Annotated in this window: 9 protein-coding genes; all 9 read right to left on the bottom strand. The window is 39.8% G+C overall.

Going from position 1 to position 22,507, the window contains the following annotated elements; all coding sequences use genetic code 11:
• Positions 1-54 precede the first annotated feature (54 nt).
• The gene (locus ACEW80_RS12795; RefSeq protein WP_373526933.1) at positions 55-5,997 is read right to left on the bottom strand and encodes an amino acid adenylation domain-containing protein; all 5,943 of its coding nucleotides are present in this window, start codon (positions 5,995-5,997) and stop codon (positions 55-57) included.
• 105 nt (positions 5,998-6,102) lie between these two features.
• A complete protein-coding gene (ectB, locus tag ACEW80_RS12790) occupies positions 6,103-7,347 on the bottom strand; it encodes a diaminobutyrate--2-oxoglutarate transaminase (RefSeq protein WP_373526932.1) in 1,245 nt (414 codons plus the stop codon).
• Between the two features lie 64 nt (positions 7,348-7,411).
• Entirely contained in the window at positions 7,412-8,293 is an 882-nt protein-coding gene (locus ACEW80_RS12785) for a cupin-like domain-containing protein (RefSeq protein ID WP_373526931.1), read from the bottom strand.
• A gap of 68 nt (positions 8,294-8,361) precedes the next feature.
• Entirely contained in the window at positions 8,362-9,759 is a 1,398-nt protein-coding gene (locus ACEW80_RS12780; protein ID WP_373526930.1) for a condensation domain-containing protein, read from the bottom strand.
• Between the two features lie 4 nt (positions 9,760-9,763).
• Positions 9,764-14,551, bottom strand: coding sequence for an amino acid adenylation domain-containing protein (locus ACEW80_RS12775; protein WP_373526929.1), 4,788 nt, complete (start codon positions 14,549-14,551; stop codon positions 9,764-9,766).
• Positions 14,548-19,149, bottom strand: a complete 4,602-nt coding sequence (locus ACEW80_RS12770) for an amino acid adenylation domain-containing protein (RefSeq protein WP_373526928.1) — start codon at positions 19,147-19,149, stop codon at positions 14,548-14,550. The genes ACEW80_RS12775 and ACEW80_RS12770 overlap by 4 nt, the downstream gene beginning before the upstream one ends.
• An 82-nt stretch (positions 19,150-19,231) precedes the next feature.
• Positions 19,232-20,725: a 3-oxoacyl-[acyl-carrier-protein] synthase III C-terminal domain-containing protein gene (locus ACEW80_RS12765; RefSeq protein ID WP_373526927.1), complete on the bottom strand. Its 1,494-nt coding sequence runs from the start codon at positions 20,723-20,725 to the stop codon at positions 19,232-19,234.
• Complete coding sequence (locus tag ACEW80_RS12760) at positions 20,722-21,135, bottom strand: holo-ACP synthase (protein ID WP_373526926.1); 414 nt, start codon at positions 21,133-21,135, stop codon at positions 20,722-20,724. Before ACEW80_RS12760 ends, ACEW80_RS12765 begins: the two co-directional genes overlap by 4 nt.
• Positions 21,132-22,454: a salicylate synthase gene (locus ACEW80_RS12755; protein ID WP_373526925.1), complete on the bottom strand. Its 1,323-nt coding sequence runs from the start codon at positions 22,452-22,454 to the stop codon at positions 21,132-21,134. Before ACEW80_RS12755 ends, ACEW80_RS12760 begins: the two co-directional genes overlap by 4 nt.
• Positions 22,455-22,507 lie beyond the last annotated feature (53 nt).

Here is a 22,507-nt window from a genome sequence, read left to right as displayed (position 1 = left end):
CCAAAATATTATTCAATCCACGGAAAACACAAACCAAATCATTCGTGAACTCTCTTATCTCTCCTTTCTGCGCCTCTGCGCCTCTGCGTGAGATTTTTGTCTAATTTCTTTTCGACGCTGTATAGATGCCGATCTACTTTCCAATTGACGAGATAATTGTGAACTCGACTCTTGACCAAAAAAATTGGCTAAATAATTAATAGTTGGATATTGAAACATTTCAACTAAAGAAAAATCTCTTTGAAATTTTTGTTGTAGCTTGCTATAAACCTGAATTAAAAGTAACGAATGACCACCAAGCTCGAAGAAATTATCATGTATCCCTACCTCGTCAACCCGCAGCACTTCTTGCCAAATACTAGCAATAATTTGTTCAACTTCAGTTTGAGGAAGCTGTAATTTCTGTTCTAATTCAGGACGCACATTTTCAGGTAAAGGAAGCGCTTGATAATTGACTTTACCATTAGGCAATAGTGGCAAAGCTTCTAACATTACAAAAGCTGATGGCAGCATATATTCAGGTAACTTCTCTTTTAGCAGACGATGCAACTCGCTAATATTTATTACCTGTTGTGAATCAAAAACAATATATGCTACTAGCTGCTGGACGGGTTCATTTTCTCTAACTACAACAACAGCCTCCCCGACTCTGGGATGTTGGCGTAATACTGCTTCAATTTCTCCCAGTTCTACACGGAAACCGCGTAGCTTAACTTGGTGGTCAATTCTTCCCAAAAACTCTAAATTACCATCACCTTGGTAACGTGCCAAGTCTCCCGTTTTGTAAAGCCTTCTTCCTGACTTTAATATAAATCGCTCTGCTGTTAATTCTGGTTGATTCAGATAGCCTCTAGCCAATCCCGCACCACTAATATAAAGTTCACCAGCTACGCCTATAGGAACAGTCTGTAAGTACTTATCTAATAGATGAATTTGTGTATTAGCGATCGCACGACCAATCGCCACACGCTCAGGAAGTTGATCTTTTGGAGTTATACTGCAACAAGTAACGTCAGCAGACACTTCTGAAGAACCGTAAAGATTCAATAAAATGCTATCAGGTAGCGTCTGCCTAAACTTATGCAACAAGTCAATTGAAAGCGCTTCACCACTAATTACCCAAAACTTCAATTTTGGTAGTCTTGCTTGCAAATTGCTATCGCTATCCAACAAAACACGCAGTAATGAAGGGACAAGTACCAGCCGTGTGACGTTATGATTAGCAAGAGTTTCTACAAACTGGGGTAGATTTTTGACAATGCGATCGCCTACAATCACAGTCTTCACCCCTTGCAATAAAGAGCCAAAAATCTCCCAAACTGAATCTACAAAGTTTAAAGATGTTTTCTGACAACAAACTTCTCCCTCTGTAAACGGATAAGTCTCCCACATCCAATGAAAACGATTGACAGCGCCTCGATGCAGCCCCAAAACTCCTTTAGGTTTACCAGTGGAACCCGAAGTATAGATAACGTAAGCGAGATTGTCACCTGTAGTATTACTAACAGGATTCTCTAGACTTTCTTGGGCAATCTTATTCCAATCTGTGTCTATGCAGACAACTGTAATTTTGTCAAACTTATTAACAAATGACGAATGACTAATAACGAATGACACTCGCGCATCCGACAACATAAAAGCTAATCGCTGCTGCGGATATGCTGGGTCTAGCGGCAAATATGCACTACCAGCCTTGAGAATTCCTAACAGCCCGACTATCATATCCAAGGAAGGCTCTACACATATTCCTACCAGCACTTCTGAACTTACACCCAGCTTTTGCAAATAATGCGCCAGTTGATTTGCCCGCTGATTTAATTCCCTGTAAGTCAACTCCTCTTCTTTACAAATCACCGCCACAGCATCGGGTGTACGTTCTACTTGCGCTTCAAATAGCTGATGAATGCACTTCTCAAGTGGGTACTTTATCTGGGTATCATTCCATTTTGCTAACTGCGTCTTCTCAGTTTCATTTAACAGTGGTAACTCCCAAAGCTGCTGCTGAAAATCTGTGACAATTCCCGCTAGCAATGTCTGCAAATGCTCTGCCATTCGGTGTATAGTCTCTGCCTCAAACAAATCAGTACTATACTCAAAAGTTCCGATTAATCCTGAAGTTGTTTCTTCCACAAACAGAGTCAAATCAAACTTTGCCGTAGCGCTATCGCTTTCTAATAAACTCAAGTTTAAACCCGACAACTCTATCTCTGACATTGGTGCATTTTGCAGCACAAACATTATTTGAAATAGTGGTGTGTAACTCAAAGAACGATGTGGCTGCAATTCTTCTACCAGCACATCGAAGGGTAAATCCTGATGAGAATATGCTCCTAAAGCAACCTCACGTACTCGGCTCAATAACTCCTCAAAAGTAAGATTGCCTTCTAACTTGGTTCGTAACACTAAAGTATTAACAAAAAAGCCAATTAACCTTTCTATTTCAGCATGGGTGCGGTTGGCTATGGGAGAACCCACTACAATATCCTCACTACCTGTGTAGCGATACAGCAAAGTTTTGAAAGCTGCTAGTAGCGTCATAAACAAGGTACATCCTTGTTCCTGGCTTAAGGTTTTGAGTGCAGCAGATTGTTCTGGAGAAATTTCAAAAGTATAGTTAGCACCCCTGAAAGATTGAACAGCAGGGCGTGGATGGTCAGTGGGTAAATTTAGCAGTGCTGGTGCGCCATCTAAATGCTGTCTCCAGTAAGCAAGTTGAGAGTCTAATACTTTTCCTACTAACCAATTTCGTTGCCATGCTGCAAAGTCTACATACTGAATTGGCACTTCTGATAAACTAGGGAGTTGTGCTATGCGGAACGATTGATAAAGTGTAGAAAGTTCTTGCACAAATACACCTATAGACCAACCATCAGACGCAATATGATGTAAGGTTAATAGCGCTATATGTTCTTGTTCACCAAGACGCAATAACTTTGCTCGTATCATCAAGTCAGTCTGAAGATTAAAGGGCTGTTGTGCCTCTATTTGTGCCAGTTGTTCTATTTGAATTTCTTGTAAATCAGGTGGTAACTCACTCAAATCAACTATTGGCAGCAAAAGTGTTGCCTCTGATGAGATGATTTGTATGGGTCGTCCTGCAACTGTTTTGAAGTTGGTTCGTAAGACTTCATGACGGCGGACAATTTCGTTAAGGCTCTCTTGTAGCGCCTGTTGGTTAAGCTGTCCTTGTAAGCAAAAAGCAGCTGATATATTATTGAAGGGACTATCTGGTTGTAGTTGAGTTAAAAACCATAAACGTTGTTGAGCAAAGGATAAGATTAATTCTTCGTCCCTAAAAATGCGCTCAATGGGGGGAATTTCTAAACCTATCCCCGCTTTGATATTTTTCTCAATTAATGTTGCTAAACTGGCTACTGTTGGCTGCTCAAACAAGCGACGCAAAGGCAATTCTACCTCAAAAATCTGCCGCACTTTGGAAATGACGCGAGTAGCTAGCAGGGAGTGTCCCCCTAATTCAAAGAAGTTGTCGTGAATACTTACTTTTTCCAGACCAAGAACTTCCGCCCAAATTCCCACTAACATCTCTTGAATGGGCGTACCCGGAGCCACAAAAGTGCTTTCGTTTTGTAGTTGTGTAAAATCAGGTGCAGGTAATGCACGCCGGTCTACCTTACCACTGGGAGCTAATGGTAAACTTTCTAGTACCACAAAAGCTGATGGTATCATCTGCTGCGGTAATCGTGCTTTAAGAAGATTTCTTAGCTCTGATATTAGATTTTCTGGCAAATCCTGACTATCAGATTGCAGAACTATATAAGCGACTAAACGTTTATCACCAGTGTCTTCCCTAACTATAACTACAGTCTCCCGCACAGCCAAATGCTGACGTATTACTGCTTCAATTTCTTCGAGTTCAATGCGAAAACCGCGAATCTTGACTTGATTATCTATGCGTCCGAGAAACTCAATATTACCATTGGGTAGCCACCTACCTAAATCTCCGGTTTTGTAGATTAAATCTCTATTACCAGAGGGTAATTTTTTTATAGTATTGGGAACAAAACTTAATTTAGTTTTCTCTTCATTTTTCCAATAGCCATCTCCTACACCAATTCCGGCTACACAAATCTCTCCCGGAAATCCTATTGGCACTAATTGCATTTCTCGATCAATAATATAGATATTTAAGTTAGCTAAAGGCTGGCCAATAGAAACAGTTCGTTGATTTTCTAGTAAAGGTTTGTCAATGATAAATTGCGTGATATCATCCGCAGCCTCAGTTGGTCCATAAGCATCAGCTATTGTAATTTTAGGATATAGATTCAACCACTGATTTACCCTTTGGACTGAAACTGGTTCACCAACTACCATCATCCATTTTAGGTCTGGTAAAAGTCTTTTTTCAGGCGGGAGTTGATAAATATAGTCTATTAATCCTCCGAATACTGCTGGGACTAATTCCACAACAGTAATTCTTTTTTCTTTTAAAACTTTGAATAATTTGTCAGGAATAAATCCTGATTCACTATCTACTATAACTGTTTTACCACCGATGAGAAGCGGCGCTAAAAATTGCCAAACAGAAATATCAGTAGAAGCAGGAGCGCTTTGGAGAAAACAAAAATCTGCTGTCAACTCTAATTCATCAAACTGAGCATAAATATGATTAATAGCACCATCATGCCTGACTATTGCACCTTTAGGCAATCCAGTTGAACCAGATGTATACATCATATAAGCTAGATCTGTTGCGGCATTTATAGCTACTAAATTATCATTCGGCAGATGATTAAAATCTGATTGATTATAAATATTAATATTGTGTATATGAGGATTATTGGTACTGTCTAAACAAATTAAGTGCTTCAAATACAGACAACTTTCTCTAAAGTCTGTAAAGATATCTAAACAAAATGAATCTGTTAAAATTATTCTGACTTCACTGTTAGACACCATGTACTTAATTCTATCTGACGGATACTGACTATCAATCGGTACATAAGCTCCGCCAGCCTTATAGATAGCAAGTATGCCTATCAAAAAATTGATGTCTCTTTCTTTAAGAACTCCAACAATTTCCCCCTTTTTAATTCCTAAATTCTGTAAAAATCTAGCAAGTTGATTGGCTTTTTCATTTAACTCTTGATATGTTAATTGAGTATTTTCACAATTAACTGCAATTCTCTCAGGTGTCTCTTCTACTTGCTTTTCAAATAACTGATTAATTGTCTGAGTGATGGGGTATTCTTTTATCTTACTGTTAAATTGCTCTAACAACTGGTGCTTGTCATCTGACTTTAAAAAAGAGATATCTGTAATCTTAGTTTGGAAATCGTTAACAATACATTCAAGGACGTTAAGATAGTATTTAATAACATATCTAATAACATCTTGTTGAAAAAGACTCTCATTGTAATCTATTCTACCAATTATCAAATTATCAGCAGCTTTAAATGTAAACGTCAAATCATTGCTGATATTTGCTAAATCATTCTGATTGTGGATATTTTCTAATAAAATAGCAATGTCAAAAAATGGACAGCGATTCTGATGGTTGGGTAAATTTAATAGCTGAACTAATTCATCAATAGCATAATTTTGATGACTATATGCGCCTATTGTTGTTTCTTTGACTTGGAGAAGCAAATCTTTAAATGTCAGATTTTTATCGACACTAATATGCAAGGGAATGATTTTATTGGAATTATTATTAATCCCTTCTAATTGATAAAGTGGAGAACCAATAATAATATCCTTGCTACCAGTATATTTATTCATTAATATACTTAATGCCGAGAGCAATACTAAATATATTGATAAATCAGAAATATTACTCAGCTTAATAATAGCTGCTGATAAATCTTGTGATAATTGAAAGCTAATAGATTTATTTTTACCACTATAAACTACAGGTCTAATATAATCTGTAATCAAATTTGTTTCTGGTAATTCACCTGATAACTGATTTAACCAATAGATTTTCTGAGAAAATAACTCTTCATCCGTCAACATATTTCTACTTTGAATTGCAACCATCGTCTGTCACCTTATAACTAAATGCTTTACTGATTGTCTTAAGTACAACTTTGCAGAGAGTCACATATTTTTCTCACCTCTGCGTTTCAAAGATTATTGAGTATTTTATGAAAAGCATTCATCAAAAGCTTCTTTGATAATAAAACATCCCTTCTCTAAAGTAGATATTTCAATTGTTAAAGCCGGCAATATTTTGATTACAGTATTATTTCTGCCAGTTTTCTCAACTATTAATCCTAGTTCAAAACAGCGGGAAGTGATTTTTTTTGCTAAATTAGCATCGCCAATATCAATACCCCAAATCAAACCTATTCCCCGGATCTTTATTGTCTCACTAATTGAGGCTATTTTGTCAACTAAAAACTTCTGTAAAAAAGATTCTTTAATTTTGACTTCCTGTTCCAGATTAGTAGTTTCTCTATATTCTAGAGCAGCTGTTCCACCAACAAAAGCCAGTTGATTTCCTCTAAAAGTTCCATTGTGTTCTCCAGGTTCCCAAATATCTAACTCTGGCTTAAACAACAGTAGTGACATGGGAAAACCATAACCACCAATAGATTTTGAAAGCACTACCATATCAGGAACAATATTCGCTCTTTCAAAGGAAAAGAAAGGCCCTGTTCGACCACAGCCAACTTGAATATCGTCGCAAATTAATAAAATATCATGTTTGTCACATAACGTTCTCAGCTTTTGCATCCATTCAATTGGTGCTACAATCACTCCTCCTTCTGCTTGCACAGTTTCAAATATTATTGCTGCTGGTTTTTCGATTCCTGAATTAACATCATTTAGTACTGATTCTATAAACTCTATGGTGTCAAAGCTTTCCATAAATCCATAGGGATAAGGCATAAATGTTACATTACTTGATGTGCCATAAGCCCCATGTTTAATATCACGATTACCACTAATGGATAAGCTACCTAGTGTCATCCCATGATAGGCTCCCATGAATGAAAATATGCCTGGTCTGTTTTTAACTTTTCTTGCTAGTTTTAATGCAGCTTCAACAGCATTTGTTCCTGTAGGCCCACAAAACTGAACTCGGTAATCTAAGTTTTTAGGATATAAAACTGTTTCTGAAAACTTGCATAGAAATTCTTCTTTTGCCGATGTATGCAAATCCAAACCATGTGCGATCGCATCGGCTTGTAAGTAGGATATCACCTTTTGTTTAATATAATCGTTATTATGTCCATAATTTAAAGCACCTGCACCTGCTAAAAAATCAATATATGCCTCTTCAGATTCAGAATAGATAAAAGAACCTTTAGCTCTATGAAATAGGGCTGGAAAACTTCGACAATAACTTCTGACATTAGATTCTCGTTGCTCAAAGATGTTCATTGATTTTTACCTTGTTATTTTTAAACGCAAAGTGAAGCGCAAAGGAACGCAGAGTTTTTTCAGATTAAGAGACATAATTTAAGTAAGATTTATAAAAACGAAAAACTACTTGAGGCGGAACTTTAAATATTAAACCTAGTGCTAATAATAAGTTGTAATAAACATTTTTTACTGGCATACCTTTGAAACTGGCTGCTATACCATTAAATGAACTTTTTGATGTATGCCAATCAACATTAAAAGAAATTGACATATCTAGACTTCTCACATGATGTAACGTACCAGGAGGCATATATAAAATATCTCCGGGATGCACAATTACTTTAATTGGTCTAGCATTTTTATATAGAGGGTATTGTTCAAAATCTGGATGTTCGGGGTCAATCTTAAACCATCGCCAATTATGTCGATAACAATATTTAGAGTCTTCACTCAAAAGTAAAGTAAATTGTTTGCGTCCAACAATTTGAAAAAATAGATTATTGGTGAGGAGACAATCAAAATGTAAAGGTGTAAGGCTATTAGATGAGCCGATAAAGAATTGGCAATAACGCCACCACTTATAAGCATACCATTTTGGTAAATAATCTAAAGCAAACGGCTGAACATCTTTTATTAATGAAGGAATTAAACTAAACAAGGGAATATCGTGACAATATGGCGGTTGAATTTGGTTTTTTGTCTGCTCGTATTCCTCTAAAATTTCTGCATATTTTTCGATAGTAAAACTTTCTCTTGCAATTTTTCCATTGTGAAATTTTTTAGCACATATATTCAATTCCGGTGCAATTGATCGGAAATATGGTAAAGACCATTTGCTAAAAGCATCCCATTTAGGAATCACACCCGAAATAATCACTGGCTGAGATTTATTTACATAATTCACTAAAAAATCCTCACCAGATATTTGATGATGTCGTTCAACTTCTGAAGAAATAGTAACCATAACTTCTCTCTGCGCCTCTGCGTCTCTGCGTGATAAAAATCTTCTTGTGTCCAAAACATATAACTGAATTACACAAAACTAAATGTCGCTTTTTCATCTAACATTAAGCTGATATTTCGTGCTTCTTCTGTTAGTAAAGATAAATCCTGAAGGCGCACTTCGGGATTTATGGACATACTTTGGAGTAATATCTCAAAATGCTTAAGTATGCCAGAAATTGTTGCGACATCAAAGCTGCGAAAATCGTAACTGATTCCGATTCGTAACTCTGAACCGGGATAACCAACCAAATTTAATGGATAGTTTGTTTTATAGAGATTCAGAGTGAGTTCCATAGCCTGATTTTGCTGCTGCGATCGCAACAGCATCTCATCGACTGGTTGATTTTCAAACACAAATATACTATCGAATAGCGGCGCACCTGGCGGTAATTCACTCCAGCGTTGAATATCTACTAGCGAGGTGTATTCATACTGACGAATTTCTACTAATTGTTCCTGAAATTGCTGGAGCCAAGGTATTAGATACTGTTCACCATCCACCTTGACTCTGACTGGTAAGGTGTTGATTAACATACCCACCATCGACTCTGAACCCTTTAAATCTACTGGACGACCAGAAACAGTACATCCATACACCACCTCATTTGTACAACTGTAGCGGCTCAGGAGCAAAACCCAAGCTCCCTGAATGAATGCGTTGATGGTGATGTGATGTTGCCTTGCTATAGAGTGTAGCTTGGCTGTGGTTGCTTTTGATAGCTTAATTTGTGGTTCATCGTATCTTTCTTCAGGATTATCCAAATTATCAACATAGAGATTTCTTAAAGAAGTAGGTGCTTTTAATCCTTTTAGCGATCGCCTCCAAAAATCTTCAGCTTTGGATGAATCTTGTTGTCGTAACCAAGTAATGTAGTCTCGAAATGTACTACCTTGGACAACAGGCATATCTTCACCTTGACAAAATGCGGTGTATAGTTCCATCACATCTTTGATTACCAACGGCGATGACCACCCATCGACAGTAATCATGTGTGAACTCCATAGGAATTGGTAAGAGTGATCATCAAAGCGGATCAAAGTCACTCGCATCAAAGGAGCTTGGGATAAATCAAAGCCTTGGGCGCGATCGCTCGCTAAAAAAGCATCGAAACGCTTTTGCTGTTCTGTTGGCTCTATTCCTCGCCAATCATATTGCTCTATAGGTAATTTGACATGGCGATAGACAACTTGTAGAGGTTTGTCAATATCTTCCCAATAAAAGCCAGTACGCAACATGGTGTGTCTAGCTACTACTTCTTGCCAAGCACGCTCAAAAGCAACAAAATTGAAATCACCGTGAACATTCAAAGTAAAACCCAACTGGGAAAAATATAGTGTCAATTCAGAACCATATACACAATGAAAAAGAATGCCATGCTGTAGTGGTGAAACTTCGTAGATATCTTCAACATTTTCTGTCTTCATATAATTATTTGCCTTTGCGATTGAGTTTTGATAATAACTGATCCAGTCCTTTTTGACTTAAGTCTAGTTCTGGAAAATCAGAAGGTGTATAGCTTTTTACTTGAGATGATTGGCAATGAGTGATGATTGTTTGCAATGCTTTAACAAACTCTTGAGCCAGATTTTCGATTGTGGAATGTCGATGTATTTTTTCGCTAAATGCCCACTCAAATCGCAGTTGATTATTAATTACTAGACCATTGATTTCTAGCAGTGCGCTTCTTTTGTTGCGTGGACTGCTCATTAATCCACTGGAGTTATCGACAAATGTGAATAGCGATGAGGTAGAAAAAGTCTGGTCAAATTGACCTAAATAATTAAATATAATTTCTGGTTCTGGAAAATTTTGCAGTACATTATCCTGACTCAAATAGCGAACAATCCCATAACCAATACCTCGATGAGAAATAGCTCTTAATTGCTCTTTAATTGTTTTCAATGCTTCCCCAGGATGAGAAGATTTTCCTAAATCTAAAAGTACAGGAAAGATAGATGTAAACCAGCCAACTGTGCGGGATAAATCCAAATCGTCGAAAATTTCCTCTCTTCCGTGACTTTCTAGTGCAACTAACAAAGAGCGTGTACCAGTCCATTGGGAAAAAGCCTGTACCAGTGCTGTAAGTAACACATCATTTATCTGGGTGTTATAAGCTTGTGGTACTTCTTGGAGTAAGGCTTGAGTTTGTTCTACACTAAGTGCGACCGCAACCTTGCACTCAGAAGCGACTGCGTTTTCACCATCAGGAAAATCCACTGGCAGAGGGTTTATCTGCTTTTGGCACTGAGTTAACCAGTAATGCCTTTCTTTCTGCAAGGTAACAGATTTTGCGTACTCAGGCAGATATTGTGACCAGTACTTAAAAGAAGTTGTTTTGGCTGGTAACTGTGCCTTTTTCCCTTGGTTTAGATGTTCATAAGCTGTTTGCAAATCTTCTAGTAAAACTCGCCAAGAGAATATATCCACTGCTAAATGATGGATGATTAGTAGCAGGCGTTGTGGCTGCTGAATCCCAAAGTCGTAAACAGCAAATCGTACTAACGGCCCGACTGAGAGGTTAAGACTGGTTTGTAATTTTCCGGCCGTAGTTTGAAAAGCTTGTTCTTGTTCTGTCTTTGTTAGTGCTGAAAAGTCGAAACGTGTCAACTGCACTGGTGTATCATAATCAACCAGAAACTGCTCCCAACCAGATTGTTGTTGCTCAAACCGCAGCCGTAAGGCATCGTGGTGTAATACTAACTGCTGTAATGCCTGCTCTAATAAATCTAAATCTAGAACTTGTGACACTTCCAGGGTAAATGTCTGGTTCCAGTGATGACGATCTAGGAAATTCTGCTCAAAAAACCAATGTTGAATCGGTGTCAGGGATACCAAACCTGTAACGATTCCTTGTTCAGTCTGAATTGCCTGTTTCAAGACTGCTACAGATGCTAACTCAATAATAGTTTGATGCTGAAATAATTGTTTAGTTGTTAGCTTAATACCAGCTTGGTTAGCCCTGGCGACGATCTGAATCGCAATAATTGAATCCCCGCCTAACTCAAAAAAGTTGTCTCGAATACCCACAGGGTTGACACCCAAAATCTCTGACCAAATTTGTGCCAATTGCAGTTCCAAGGTGTTGCAGGGTGCTACAAAGCTAGTTTCTGGAGTCAGGCTGGAGGTATTTGGGGCGGGTAAAGCGCGGCGATCAATTTTGCCGTTAGGAGTTAGAGGTAATGCTTCCAGGTTGACAAAGACTCCTGGAATCATAAAATCGGGTAGTTTCTCCTTTAAAAAGCGGCGGAGTTCATTGGCACTAACTTGTTCATTTTTGGTAACAATATAAGCCACTAGCCGTTTATTACCTGGTGTATCTTCACGGACTATAACTGCTGTCTCCCGAACTTGGGAATGTTGATTTAGTATTGCCTCAATTTCTCCGATTTCAATGCGGAAACCGCGAATTTTTACTTGATGATCAATCCTACCCAAAAACTCTATGTTGCCATCTGGTAAATAGCGGACTAAATCCCCAGTTTTGTACAAACGACTTGCTTTCGACTTGTCAAAAGGGTTGGGAATAAATCTTTCTTTAGTTAAATCTGAGCGATTCAAATAACCTTTGGCTAAATTAGAGCCACCTATATGTAATTCACCAGTCACACTAATCGGAACTAACTGTAGGTGTTGATCTAGCACGTAAGTTTGCACATTAGCGATCGCTTTTCCAATTGGTACAGATTGAGATATCGAATTTGGTAGTTTGTAAACAGTTGAGACTATAGTTGCTTCTGTTGGCCCATAGCTGTTTACTAGCTGTATGCGATCGCCTAATCTCTTTTGCCAAATTGCTACTTTTTCCGAGTGTGCTTGCTCTCCACCAATAATTACCAACCGTAGAGACTCAGGAACACCCAAATCTGTATTTTCTAATTCAGTCATCCACTGCTGCCAGTAAGCTGTTGGTAAATCCAATACTGTGAGCCACCAATCCCGGCACTTTTGTAAAAACGTGGGTATGGAAGCCAACATTTCATCAGTGCGTAGCAGCAAAGTTGCACCACTCGTTATACAGGGATAGATTTCTTCTGCTGCTGCATCAAAACTAATCGAGGCAAATTGCAGAATGCGATCGCTTCTGGTAATTCCATATTCAACCTTGATTGTTTCCGTAAAACTTACTAGAGACTGGTGTTGAATCATCACACCTTTGGGCTTACCTGTAGAACCTGATGTGTAAATTAGATAAGCTAAATTTTCAGGCGTAGCAATATTTACTAAATTCTCCTGGCTGTGTTGCGAAATCTCTTCCCAGTCTTTATCTAAGCACACCAAATATGCATTCGATGTTGGCAGATTTTCCAGTAACTTTTGTTGAGTTAACAACACCGACACCTGGGAATCTGACAGCATGAAGCTTAATCGCTCTTTGGGGTATGCTGGGTCTAATGGTACATAAGCACCACCAGCTTTGAGAATACCCAATAATCCCACAAGCATCTCTAGGGAACGCTCGACACAAATCCCTACGAGTACTTCTTTTCCTACACCTAATGTTTGTAAATAATGCGCCAGTTGATTGGCTTGAGCGTTTAATTCCTGATAGGTTAACTGCTTGTCTTCAAAAATTACTGCCACTGCTTCAGGTGTGCGTTCTACCTGAGCCTCAAATAATTGATGAATACATTTATCTTGCAGATACTCAAATTGAGTATTATTCCACTCTACTAATAACTGATGCTGTTCAGTTGCACTCAACAGAGGTAATTCCGAGATAGACTGCTCTTGATGAGTAACAATTTCCCAAAGTAAAGTCTGGAAATGTCCCGCCATTCGGGTAATCGTGTCAGCATCAAACAAGTCGGTATTATATTCAAACTTCGCCAACAACCCCTGCTCAGTTTCCCGCATTGACAAGCTGAGATCAAAATTAGCCGCTGCTGATGGTATTTCCACAAAACTGAGTGTAAGTCCTGGAAGTTGCACCTCTTGTTTAGGTGCATTCTCTAAGACAAACATCACTTGAAATAACGGTGTATGGGATAAGTCCCGCTTTGGCTGTAATTTTGCTACCAACTGATCGAGGGGTAGGTCTTGGTGATTGTATGCTTCCCAAGCGACATCCCGCACTCGCTGCAACAACTCTCGAAAAGACGGATTGCCTGATAAGTCAGTACGCATCACGAGAGTGTTAAGAAAATAACCAATTAGTGATTCTAATTCGCGGCTGTGGCGGTTGGCAATGGTAGTACCGACGCAGATATCTTCCTGATTGGTATAACGGGACAGGAGTGTATTAAATGCCGCCAGCAGGGTCATAAATAAAGTTACCCCTGACTGCTGACTTAGTTGTTTTAGCTTGGTAGTTAAGTCTTGGTTTAATTCTAGGGTGATGATAGATCCCCGGAAACTTTGCACAGCTAGTCGTGGGCGATCGCTTGGTAATTGAAGTACAAGTGGTGTATCACTGAGTTTCTGTTCCCAATATTGCAGTTGTTCTGGTAATGACTGCTGTAACTTTTGATGCTGCCAGTAAGCAAAGTCAGCATACTGGATGGGTAATTCTGGTAAAGGTGACGGTTTACCTAGAGAGAAAGCCTCATAGATTGTTGCTAGTTCCCGAATAATGATTGTACTTGACCAAGCATCAGCGATCGCATGATGAATTACAAACAGCAATACATATTCTTCGGGGGCGAGTTTAACTAAGGTGACTCGCAGCAATGGCCCCTCTGCCAAGTCAAAGGGATGCTGGGATTGAGCAACAGCAAATTGCTGGAGTTCTTTCAGTTGCAGTGTTTCTACCGCCAGTGTGAAATTTGATTCGGGTGCGATCGCTTGGAAGGCTTGCCCATTTATGGTTCTGAATGTAGTACGCAGAATTTCGTGCCGTCGGACTATTTCTCTAAGTGCTTGCTCAAGAATGGCTACCTGTAATACACCTTGTAACTTAATGGCAAATAATTGATTATAAGCGGTACTACCGCCTTCCAATTGGTCTATAAACCAGAGTCCTTGTTGACCAAAAGACAAAGGTAAATTTTGATTTCGTGGAACTGGTTTAATTATTTCCTGAGTGGAACTAGCATTAAAAAACTGGAGTATTTCTGCTTTGCGGGCAATTATCTCTGTTTGTAAATCTGGTGTTAGTGTTTCTTTGGGAGCGTTACATCGCAGACGAGCCTCCTGGGGAGGTACTCCGTTAACGCCATCTAACCACAGCCTGATATCTAGCTTGCTCAGTTCAGACAAAAATTCTTGAATAGGTTTCATAACTCAATCTCCACTCGATTATCTAATGCTTCATGAATCGGGGCTTGGAGTTTTTGAGTTGTTTGCTGAATCTCTTCAATCGACTTGGATAAACTTGTGAGAGTTGGTGCTTGGAGTAAGTTTTGTACCGGGAAATTGATTTGAAATTTTTCACGCATTCGAGAGATAACTTGAGTCGCTTGTAGAGAATCTCCCCCTAATTCAAAGAAGTTATCGTTAATACCTACTTTTTCGATTTGCAACACCTCTTGCCAAATACTCGCAATGACTTGCTCAGTTTCAGTTTGGGGTGTGACATAGTTTGTTTTGAATTGCGGCCGGAGATTTTGTAACTGAGGTAACGCTTGGCGATTTACTTTACCATTTGCTGTTAGTGGCAGAGCATTTAGAAGGATAAATTCGCTAGGAATCATGTATTCTGGCAATTTTTGCTGTAAAAAGCTCCTAAATTCCTGCTTTTTAAACTTCTGCACAGATGCAGCACCCCGCGCCATAAAGGTATAAACTCCTAAAAAGTCAGCAATGGAATCTGGTTTACTAAACACTGTACAATCGGTAAATCCTTGCGCCAGTAAAACTTCTTGCCACTGCTTTGGCGAGAGGAGAGGATTAGACCGCAGTGAGATATCCTCGAAGCGATCAAATCCTTGCTGCAATCCCATAAATAGCTCCCAAAAAGGATGCAGTTTAGTTGGTTCTACGAATAGCAGTAAACCATTAGGGGTTAAGAGCGATCGCACATTCTCCAGAGATTCTCGGATATTGCGAGTAGCATGGATAACACCACCAGCGATGATTACATCAAAACTGTGGAGTTCATAGCCTTGCTCTTGGGGCGGCTGTTCTAGATTGAATAAAGCAGTTTCTAGGAAACAATAGTTACCAAAATCTTGCTGTCCTATGTGTAAGAAATACTGAGAAATATCTGTATAGACATAAGTGGTGTTTTCAGGTGGTAATACAGGGAGTATTTCCCTAGTGACAGCACCAGTTCCAGCCCCAATTTCTAAAATTCGTAGGTTAGTTTTTGGCTGACAAGATTGGGCAAGGTTACGCAAAATTTCCCGAATCACTAAACTACCAGCTTGAAATTCTTTGCGATAGAGTGCGGGAATTTCTTCTGTAGCAATAATCTCAGCCGAATGGATATTTTCTGTGAGAATTGCTGCCAGATTTTTTGCCGAATTGACCAACAGCGCCACTGTATTCTGGTTGTAGTCTAAGATGGGCGCTGCTTCTGATAAAATCTTGGCTAACAATTCTGTAGGAAAGCTAGTAGGTAGGAGCCGAGTATTAACAAACTTATCACCATGTACTTGCAACCATCTCAAGTCTACTAAGAAGGATAAAGCGCGACTCAGCCATTTTCGATAGCGAGGTTTAATTTGACCTCGCTGCATCAATTCATCAAGAGAGTGCGCCTCATGTAGTTGGGTATAAACTCCAAACTGATGTAAGGCAATGCTCACAGCGTAGGTATAAAGTGGATCTAGATGTTGTTCCCAAAAAGCAGCAAAGGCTTTCGGGCTAACAGCATCCAAGTTTTGTTGAGATGTGTTCGCTCCCTTTTCAACTAAATTTTGCCATAACCGTTGTGTTTCGTTGGCACTGTCTACCATTTCGGTTTCAAACAGCGTCTCTGATTGCTGTTGATCTGGCACTATACAGGCAATGATTTGTTGATGAGATTGTTCGGCTTTTGGAATCGTAATAGCTAAAGCATCTTTCACGCCGGGATGCTGTTTTAAAGCTGCTTCAATCTCCCCTAATTCGATGCGATAACCCCTGATTTTGACCTGGAAATCTACCCGTCCTAAAAATTCAATGTTGCCATCAGGTAAATAACGACCAAGGTCGCCTGTACGGTAAATCCGTTCTTGAGTGCGAGGATGGGTAATGAAATTAGCAGCAGTTTTTTCTGCATCGCGCCAATAGCCTTGAGCAACCTGCACGCCAGCACAGTACATTTGACCAGAAACCCAAACAGGGCAATCTTCTAAGGCTTCATTCAAAATGTAGTATCTGGCATTTGCCATTGGTTTCCCATAGGGAATACTCTTCCAATTCGGGTTCACCTCTGTAATTAAATAACCAATATTCCAAATGGTCGTTTCTGTTGGGCCACCAATACTCAGTATTTGTACTTCTGGTACTAGAGTTTTGAGACGATGAGGTAGGGAAATCGCCAGCCAATCGCCACCCATAATTACCAAACGCAAGTTTGCAGGTATGACTACAGATTGACTCTCTGCATATTCCACCAACATCTGCATCATGGCGGGTACTGAATTCCACAGCGTCACTTTTTCGCGTACCATCAACTCTGCCCAGTGTGCCGGGTCTTTGACACCACACGCATCGGGCATAACAATTGCACCGCCTGCACATAATAAACCAAAGATGTCATACACAGATAAATCGTGGTTTAAAGCAGTCACAGCCAAAATTCTATCTTGGCAACCAATATTGAAGCGTTGGTTCGTATGCAGAACCACATTAACAACATTGCGATCGCTAATCATCACCCCTTTGGGTAAGCCTGTGGAACCAGAGGTGTAAATGACGTAGGCTAAATCATCAGGGGTTTGGGCTGATTGTAGTGGCTGTTCATTTTCATTTGCTAGTTCTTCTGTATCTATACACAGACGTTGAATTCCTGAAGGCCATTCTAATTTCTCATTTAACCAAGATTGGGTAAGAACAATCTTGACTTCACTGTTTTGTAGTAGGTATTCTCGGCGTTGTTGTGGCAATTCTGGGTCTATGGGCACATAAGCTGCACCGGAAGTCAAGATACCCATGACAGCAACAACTTGCTCCCACCCCTTATCCATGACTACGCCGATCAATTGGTTAGGAGTAGCCCCCAGTCGCCGCAGTCGATGACCTAGTTGATGTGAAAGGGTGTATAACTCTTGGTAAGTTAGAGTGCGCTGGGAGGAAATGACGGCTGGTGCTGTTCCTCGCTGCTGTGCTTGCTTGGCAAACAACGTGTGCAGCATTTCATCGGAAGTTGGCGCAGTTGTAGCGTTAATGTTATGGCGTTGTGCTAATTGTGCGGGAGGAATTAGTTGTCTATTTGTTTCCAGCCAAGCCGATTCGGAAGTAGCCAGTTGTTTGAGGAAACGCCAATAAGCCGCAAACATATCGCTAATCAAACCTTCGGGAAATAGTTCTTCCACCACATCCCAGTTGCAGGTTAAAGTTTCCTTTTCTTCCCAAACTTGAATATCCATCCAAGCTTGAGATGCTTGACTAATACCATAAATCAACTCGCCAAAATGACTGAAGGTTAAGGTTTCTTGCCCAAGGGAACCAAAGCCAAGGGTGCTAGTAAAGACAACTGGCATAGCGCTGGGCGCTGTTCCCTGTCTCCGTGCGAGTTCCCGTGTGACGCGCACACCGCTAATGTAACGATGTTCTAAATCTTGGAATAGTTGTTGTTGGAGACGGCGCGATCGCTGTATAAATGATTCGAGATTAGAATTGTCTACAGCCAATAAGGTGACAGAGGTGAAGTCTCCTAAAATATCGTTAACTTGGGGGTGCAACGGTAGACGATTAAATAAGGCGAGATTCAGCGTAAATCTGGGATTTTTACCCCATACAGTCAAGATTTCGGCAAAAGCAGCCAGTAAAACACCAGAGGGTGTTAAACCAGCCCTAGCAGCACGCTGCTTCAACTGCTGCCATTCACTTGCTTCTAGTTGCCCTTCATAACGCTTATTTTGGTGTTGTTTGATTTCTTTGGGATTTTTGGCCAGAGGTAAATCTGGGGCTGGGGGTAAGTTGTCTAGGCGATTAAACCAATATTCTTGCGATCGCTTGTACAAATCTGTTGTTTGCAGACTTTGCTCTGCTAAGACATAATCCCGAAAGGAAATATCTAAGGGTGGTAAAACTAGATCAGGCTGCTGGTAAAGTTGAAACCACTCATCAAACAGCCGAAAAAGACTCCAAGCGTCAAATATTTGCAAATCATAGCTGACGTGTAACCGTAAGCGTTCTTCAGAAGAGTATGTGACTTTAAACTCAAATAAAGGCCAGCGATCGCTTGGTAGCACCTGATGAGACATTCGCTCACGAACTGCTTCCATTTCCGCAGTAGCAATGTCTTCTACTTTTCCCCTTAAATCTAAAATTTCAATAGTATATAAAGGTACTTCTTCGAGAACTTGTTGTTGTCCGTTTGGTAAAACTATAGCCCTGAGCATATCGTGACGCTCAATGAGTTTTTGCAGCGCCAAATTTAATTTTTCTAAGTTTAAATATTTACATTCAATCTCATAATAACCGTGGTTGGCGACATTCCCAAGTTCTAGTATTCCACTGCGTCCTACCCAAAAGGCAGACTGCATATCAGTGAGAGGAAAAGGCTCATAGCGCAACTCTGGTGCTGGCACAATTTTTGGTAGAGAACTAGAACTTGTGCCGTTCTGATGTAGTAATGCCAGCAGTTCTGCTTTATGTTTAGCTAATGAATTACGTAATTCTGGGGTTATTACTCCCTTTGGCGTATCAATATCTAGTAAATCTCCATTAGCAGAGATTTTTACGCCTTGATTGGCAAGGTTGGTTAAAAGTGAATGCAAATCCATAATGTATTTATGTTTTTTTGTCTCACGCAGAGGCACGCAGAAATCAGAGTTGGAGAGAGATACTAAATGTAAGTTATAAAATTTAAATGCTCAGTTTTTCTCTTTCTTCGATGTCAGTTGAGTTTGATGTTATGAGGTGAACTAAGGCTAATTGAGTGAGCAACAGTTCAATTAGATGAGTGAGATTATTTTCACCAAAAAATTTCTCCATCGGTACTTGCACTTTCAAATCATTTTCAATTTTGGTTTTGAATAAGAAGCCGATAAGAGAGTCAAGCAACAAGGCTAAAGGTTTCTCTTGATTGATTTGCGATACAGGAATTTGTAATGAATAACTCAGCCATTGCAACAGATAACTTTCAAGCATTTTTCGTTGCTCTTTTGCAGAAGCAAGTAAGAGGTTTTCTCTTGATATGCTGCTTACTGTTTTTGGGAGGCTATTTACTTCTGTTAGATGAATACTTTCTTGGCTTTGGGTAACACTTCCGGGCGGGGCTGGAACTAAACCAAGTGCGACATCACCCCAACGCATGACCACTGCGGCGGCAGTTGCGGCTGCACCTTTAGTATAAACTAAAATTAAGTCATTTTCTCGAATTTTACCCGCCTGAGCAGCATGATATAAGTTAGCGATCGCCAGCACCGGGCCGATGTTTGCATATCGCGGATAGAGATTTATAGTCCGTTCTGGATTAATGCCTAATGCTTGGATACAGACGTTGGCGTACCAAGCAGTAGGAGTATTAAAAGCAAAAAAGTCGATTTCAGCAAGAGTTACGCCAGCCGCCGCCACTGCACCTTCGCAACAGGTACGGACGAAATTTACCGATGTCTTAGCAAGGGTACTAACATTCTCACCTGTGCGAGTGCGTATCCGGGGCTGTCCTTGGGTATCTGTCACCAGTTCATGCACATAAGCACCGCAAGTTGCAGCAGTGTTAACAATTTTACTGCCCAAAATTCCTTGGTTTGCTTTGAGTGCATCTACTACAAAAGCTCCAGCACCGTCACCCATTGACACTGAAAGGGTATCTTCCTCATCTACTGTTTTAGAACCAATGTGGGATACAACAACTAAGGCGTTGCGATATGCACCTGTTTGGATGAGTGCATAAGCGTTTTCCAGTGCTACCAAGGCACTAGAACAGGTTGATTCTAAATTCCAAGCGGGACACCGGAGTTTTAATTGCTGGGCAAGGTAAGCAGCATTACCGTGTCCCACTTGTTCGGGAAATAGGGAAGCCACAATCATCAAATCAACTTCGTGGGGAGACATCTGTGCCGCGTTCAGAGCATCTTTTGCCGCCCGATATTCTAATGTTAGGGAAGATTCATCGTTATCAACTACCCGCCGTTCGACATTACCGCGAAAGGGGTCTGATAAATATGGTGCTACTGCTTGCGACCAAATATCAAATATATCTTTACCAGCAGTAGTAGACTGAGACAGCCTTGGCTTTCTAACCCTTTGCTGTGGAATTAATTGGGGAAACTTCTTTAACCAATACTCATTTGTACGGATGATGCTACCAAAGCTAACTGCAAGTGAGCGAATACCTATTGAGTAATTCATCATGATAAAACTAATGCTTGCGAACTTTTACTAATAGCGATCGCACTTGCTGCGGCATAAGCAGATACATGACTAATACTCAACAGCAACTTTGTTAATCCCAGTCGATCTGCAATTTCTTGACATTTACCATTTAACACTACCGACGGTTCACCAGTTGGCAGATTTTGCACCTCAATCTCTAGCCAAAAACTATTTTGCTGCAATTCTAATCCCAAAGCTTTCAGTACTGCTTTTTTAGCACAGAAACGACTTGCAAAATATTGAATGCGGTTGACACCAGATTCAGATGTTCTACGCTCAGTTGCGGTAAAATATTCCATCACAAAATCTTCCCCCATTTGCTCTAAAAATGATTTGATGTCATCAATAGCAACGATTTCCATCCCATGACCGATAAGTATCTTGCTCAAGATTTCAAAACTAAGTTGGTCAACATAGTATTCATCTTGTTGACTGACTCGATATACTCTTTTTCTGGTATTGATTCTGCAACGATCCCAGCACCCGCATTTAAGTAAATATTATCACCGTATTGATAAACAGAACGAATTGCGATCGCTAAATCTGCTGTACCTCTACTATCTACCCAACCGATACCACCAGCATATATCCCTCTTGGCTCGTCTTCTAATTTGTCAATCCATTTTAGAGCTTGTTCTTTATTAATCCCAGAAACAGTAATCCCTGGAAATAATACCGTTAAAGCATCCCACAAAGTTTTTCCTGGTTTGAGTTGTCCACCAACTCTTGATGATAGATGCTGGACGCAGCGATATTTTTTCACTTCCATGAAATTGAAAACTTGAATGCTACCTGATAAACAAAGTGAGTCTATCTCTTTTTGTGCTAACCAAATAGAGAGGGCGTGTTCTTTTACTTCTTTAGCATCAGTAAATAATTCATGACTCAGGCGAGTATCTTCTTCCAAGCTTTGACTCCGAGGACGAGTTCCTGCTAAAGGATTAGTGACAATAAAACCATCGTCATCAACTTCCATTAAGATTTCAGGACTAAAGCCAACTGCACGAACATCTCCGATATTCAAACAATATGAACGTGCTGAATTATTATATCTGGCTCCTACTACATAAGTTCCCAAAACATCTAAATCACCAGGGATTTTTAACGAACGGGAAATAATAGCTTTCTGCAATTCGTCTTTTTGAATCGCTGCAATTACCTGCATAATTCGTTGCTGATAAATTGTGCGATCGCTAAAATTTATTGACAAATCAGCGGCCACATAATTGGGTATTTGACTCTCGATAAGTAAGATTTCTTGAATTTGTTCTAGAGACTTAGTGCTTTTAATGCAAACTCCCTCATTTGTAAAAATAAGTTCAATTTCTGGGATGAAAAAATATAGGATATCCTGCTGAATTGCTTTGGAATATGCAGAATAAAAACGAGCTATATCAAAAGCAACATATCCATAAGCTGTCCAATCTTGAATTTGTAAAGAAGCCAGCATTTTCTCTACTTGCTTAAAAGGCTGATCCACAGATTCAGAGTGAGACTTACCCAAACCTTTGAGAGTGACAAAATCCTGACTTACCGACACCCTAGCTAACTCATTCCCAGCAATCCGAACTTCATTCTTCCCTTCATACAAAACATAATTATTCAAAATCCCAGCTTTCAGGAGATTCTGCAATACAACAATATGATTCCTGCCACCATGTATAAATTTCTTATTATACTTTATTGCTGTCTGAAACTCTGTAACCATCAGTTTTTCCTTTATTAATAATACAAGATATGTAAGTTGGCTTGAAGAACGAA

It is taken from the genome of Nostoc sp., assembly GCF_041747015.1.
GTDB lineage: Bacteria > Cyanobacteriota > Cyanobacteriia > Cyanobacteriales > Nostocaceae > Nostoc.
This window is presented reverse-complemented; position numbering and strand designations above follow the sequence as displayed.

Coding starts and splice junctions, on each gene's coding strand:
- ACEW80_RS12795 (WP_373526933.1), bottom strand. CDS start 5,997: ATGGTTGCAATTCAAAGTAGAAATATGTTGACGGATGAAGAGTTATTT.
- ectB (WP_373526932.1), bottom strand. CDS start 7,347: ATGAACATCTTTGAGCAACGAGAATCTAATGTCAGAAGTTATTGTCGA.
- ACEW80_RS12785 (WP_373526931.1), bottom strand. CDS start 8,293: ATGGTTACTATTTCTTCAGAAGTTGAACGACATCATCAAATATCTGGT.
- ACEW80_RS12780 (WP_373526930.1), bottom strand. CDS start 9,759: ATGAAGACAGAAAATGTTGAAGATATCTACGAAGTTTCACCACTACAG.
- ACEW80_RS12775 (WP_373526929.1), bottom strand. CDS start 14,551: ATGAAACCTATTCAAGAATTTTTGTCTGAACTGAGCAAGCTAGATATC.
- ACEW80_RS12770 (WP_373526928.1), bottom strand. CDS start 19,149: ATGGATTTGCATTCACTTTTAACCAACCTTGCCAATCAAGGCGTAAAA.
- ACEW80_RS12765 (WP_373526927.1), bottom strand. CDS start 20,725: ATGATGAATTACTCAATAGGTATTCGCTCACTTGCAGTTAGCTTTGGT.
- ACEW80_RS12755 (WP_373526925.1), bottom strand. CDS start 22,454: ATGGTTACAGAGTTTCAGACAGCAATAAAGTATAATAAGAAATTTATA.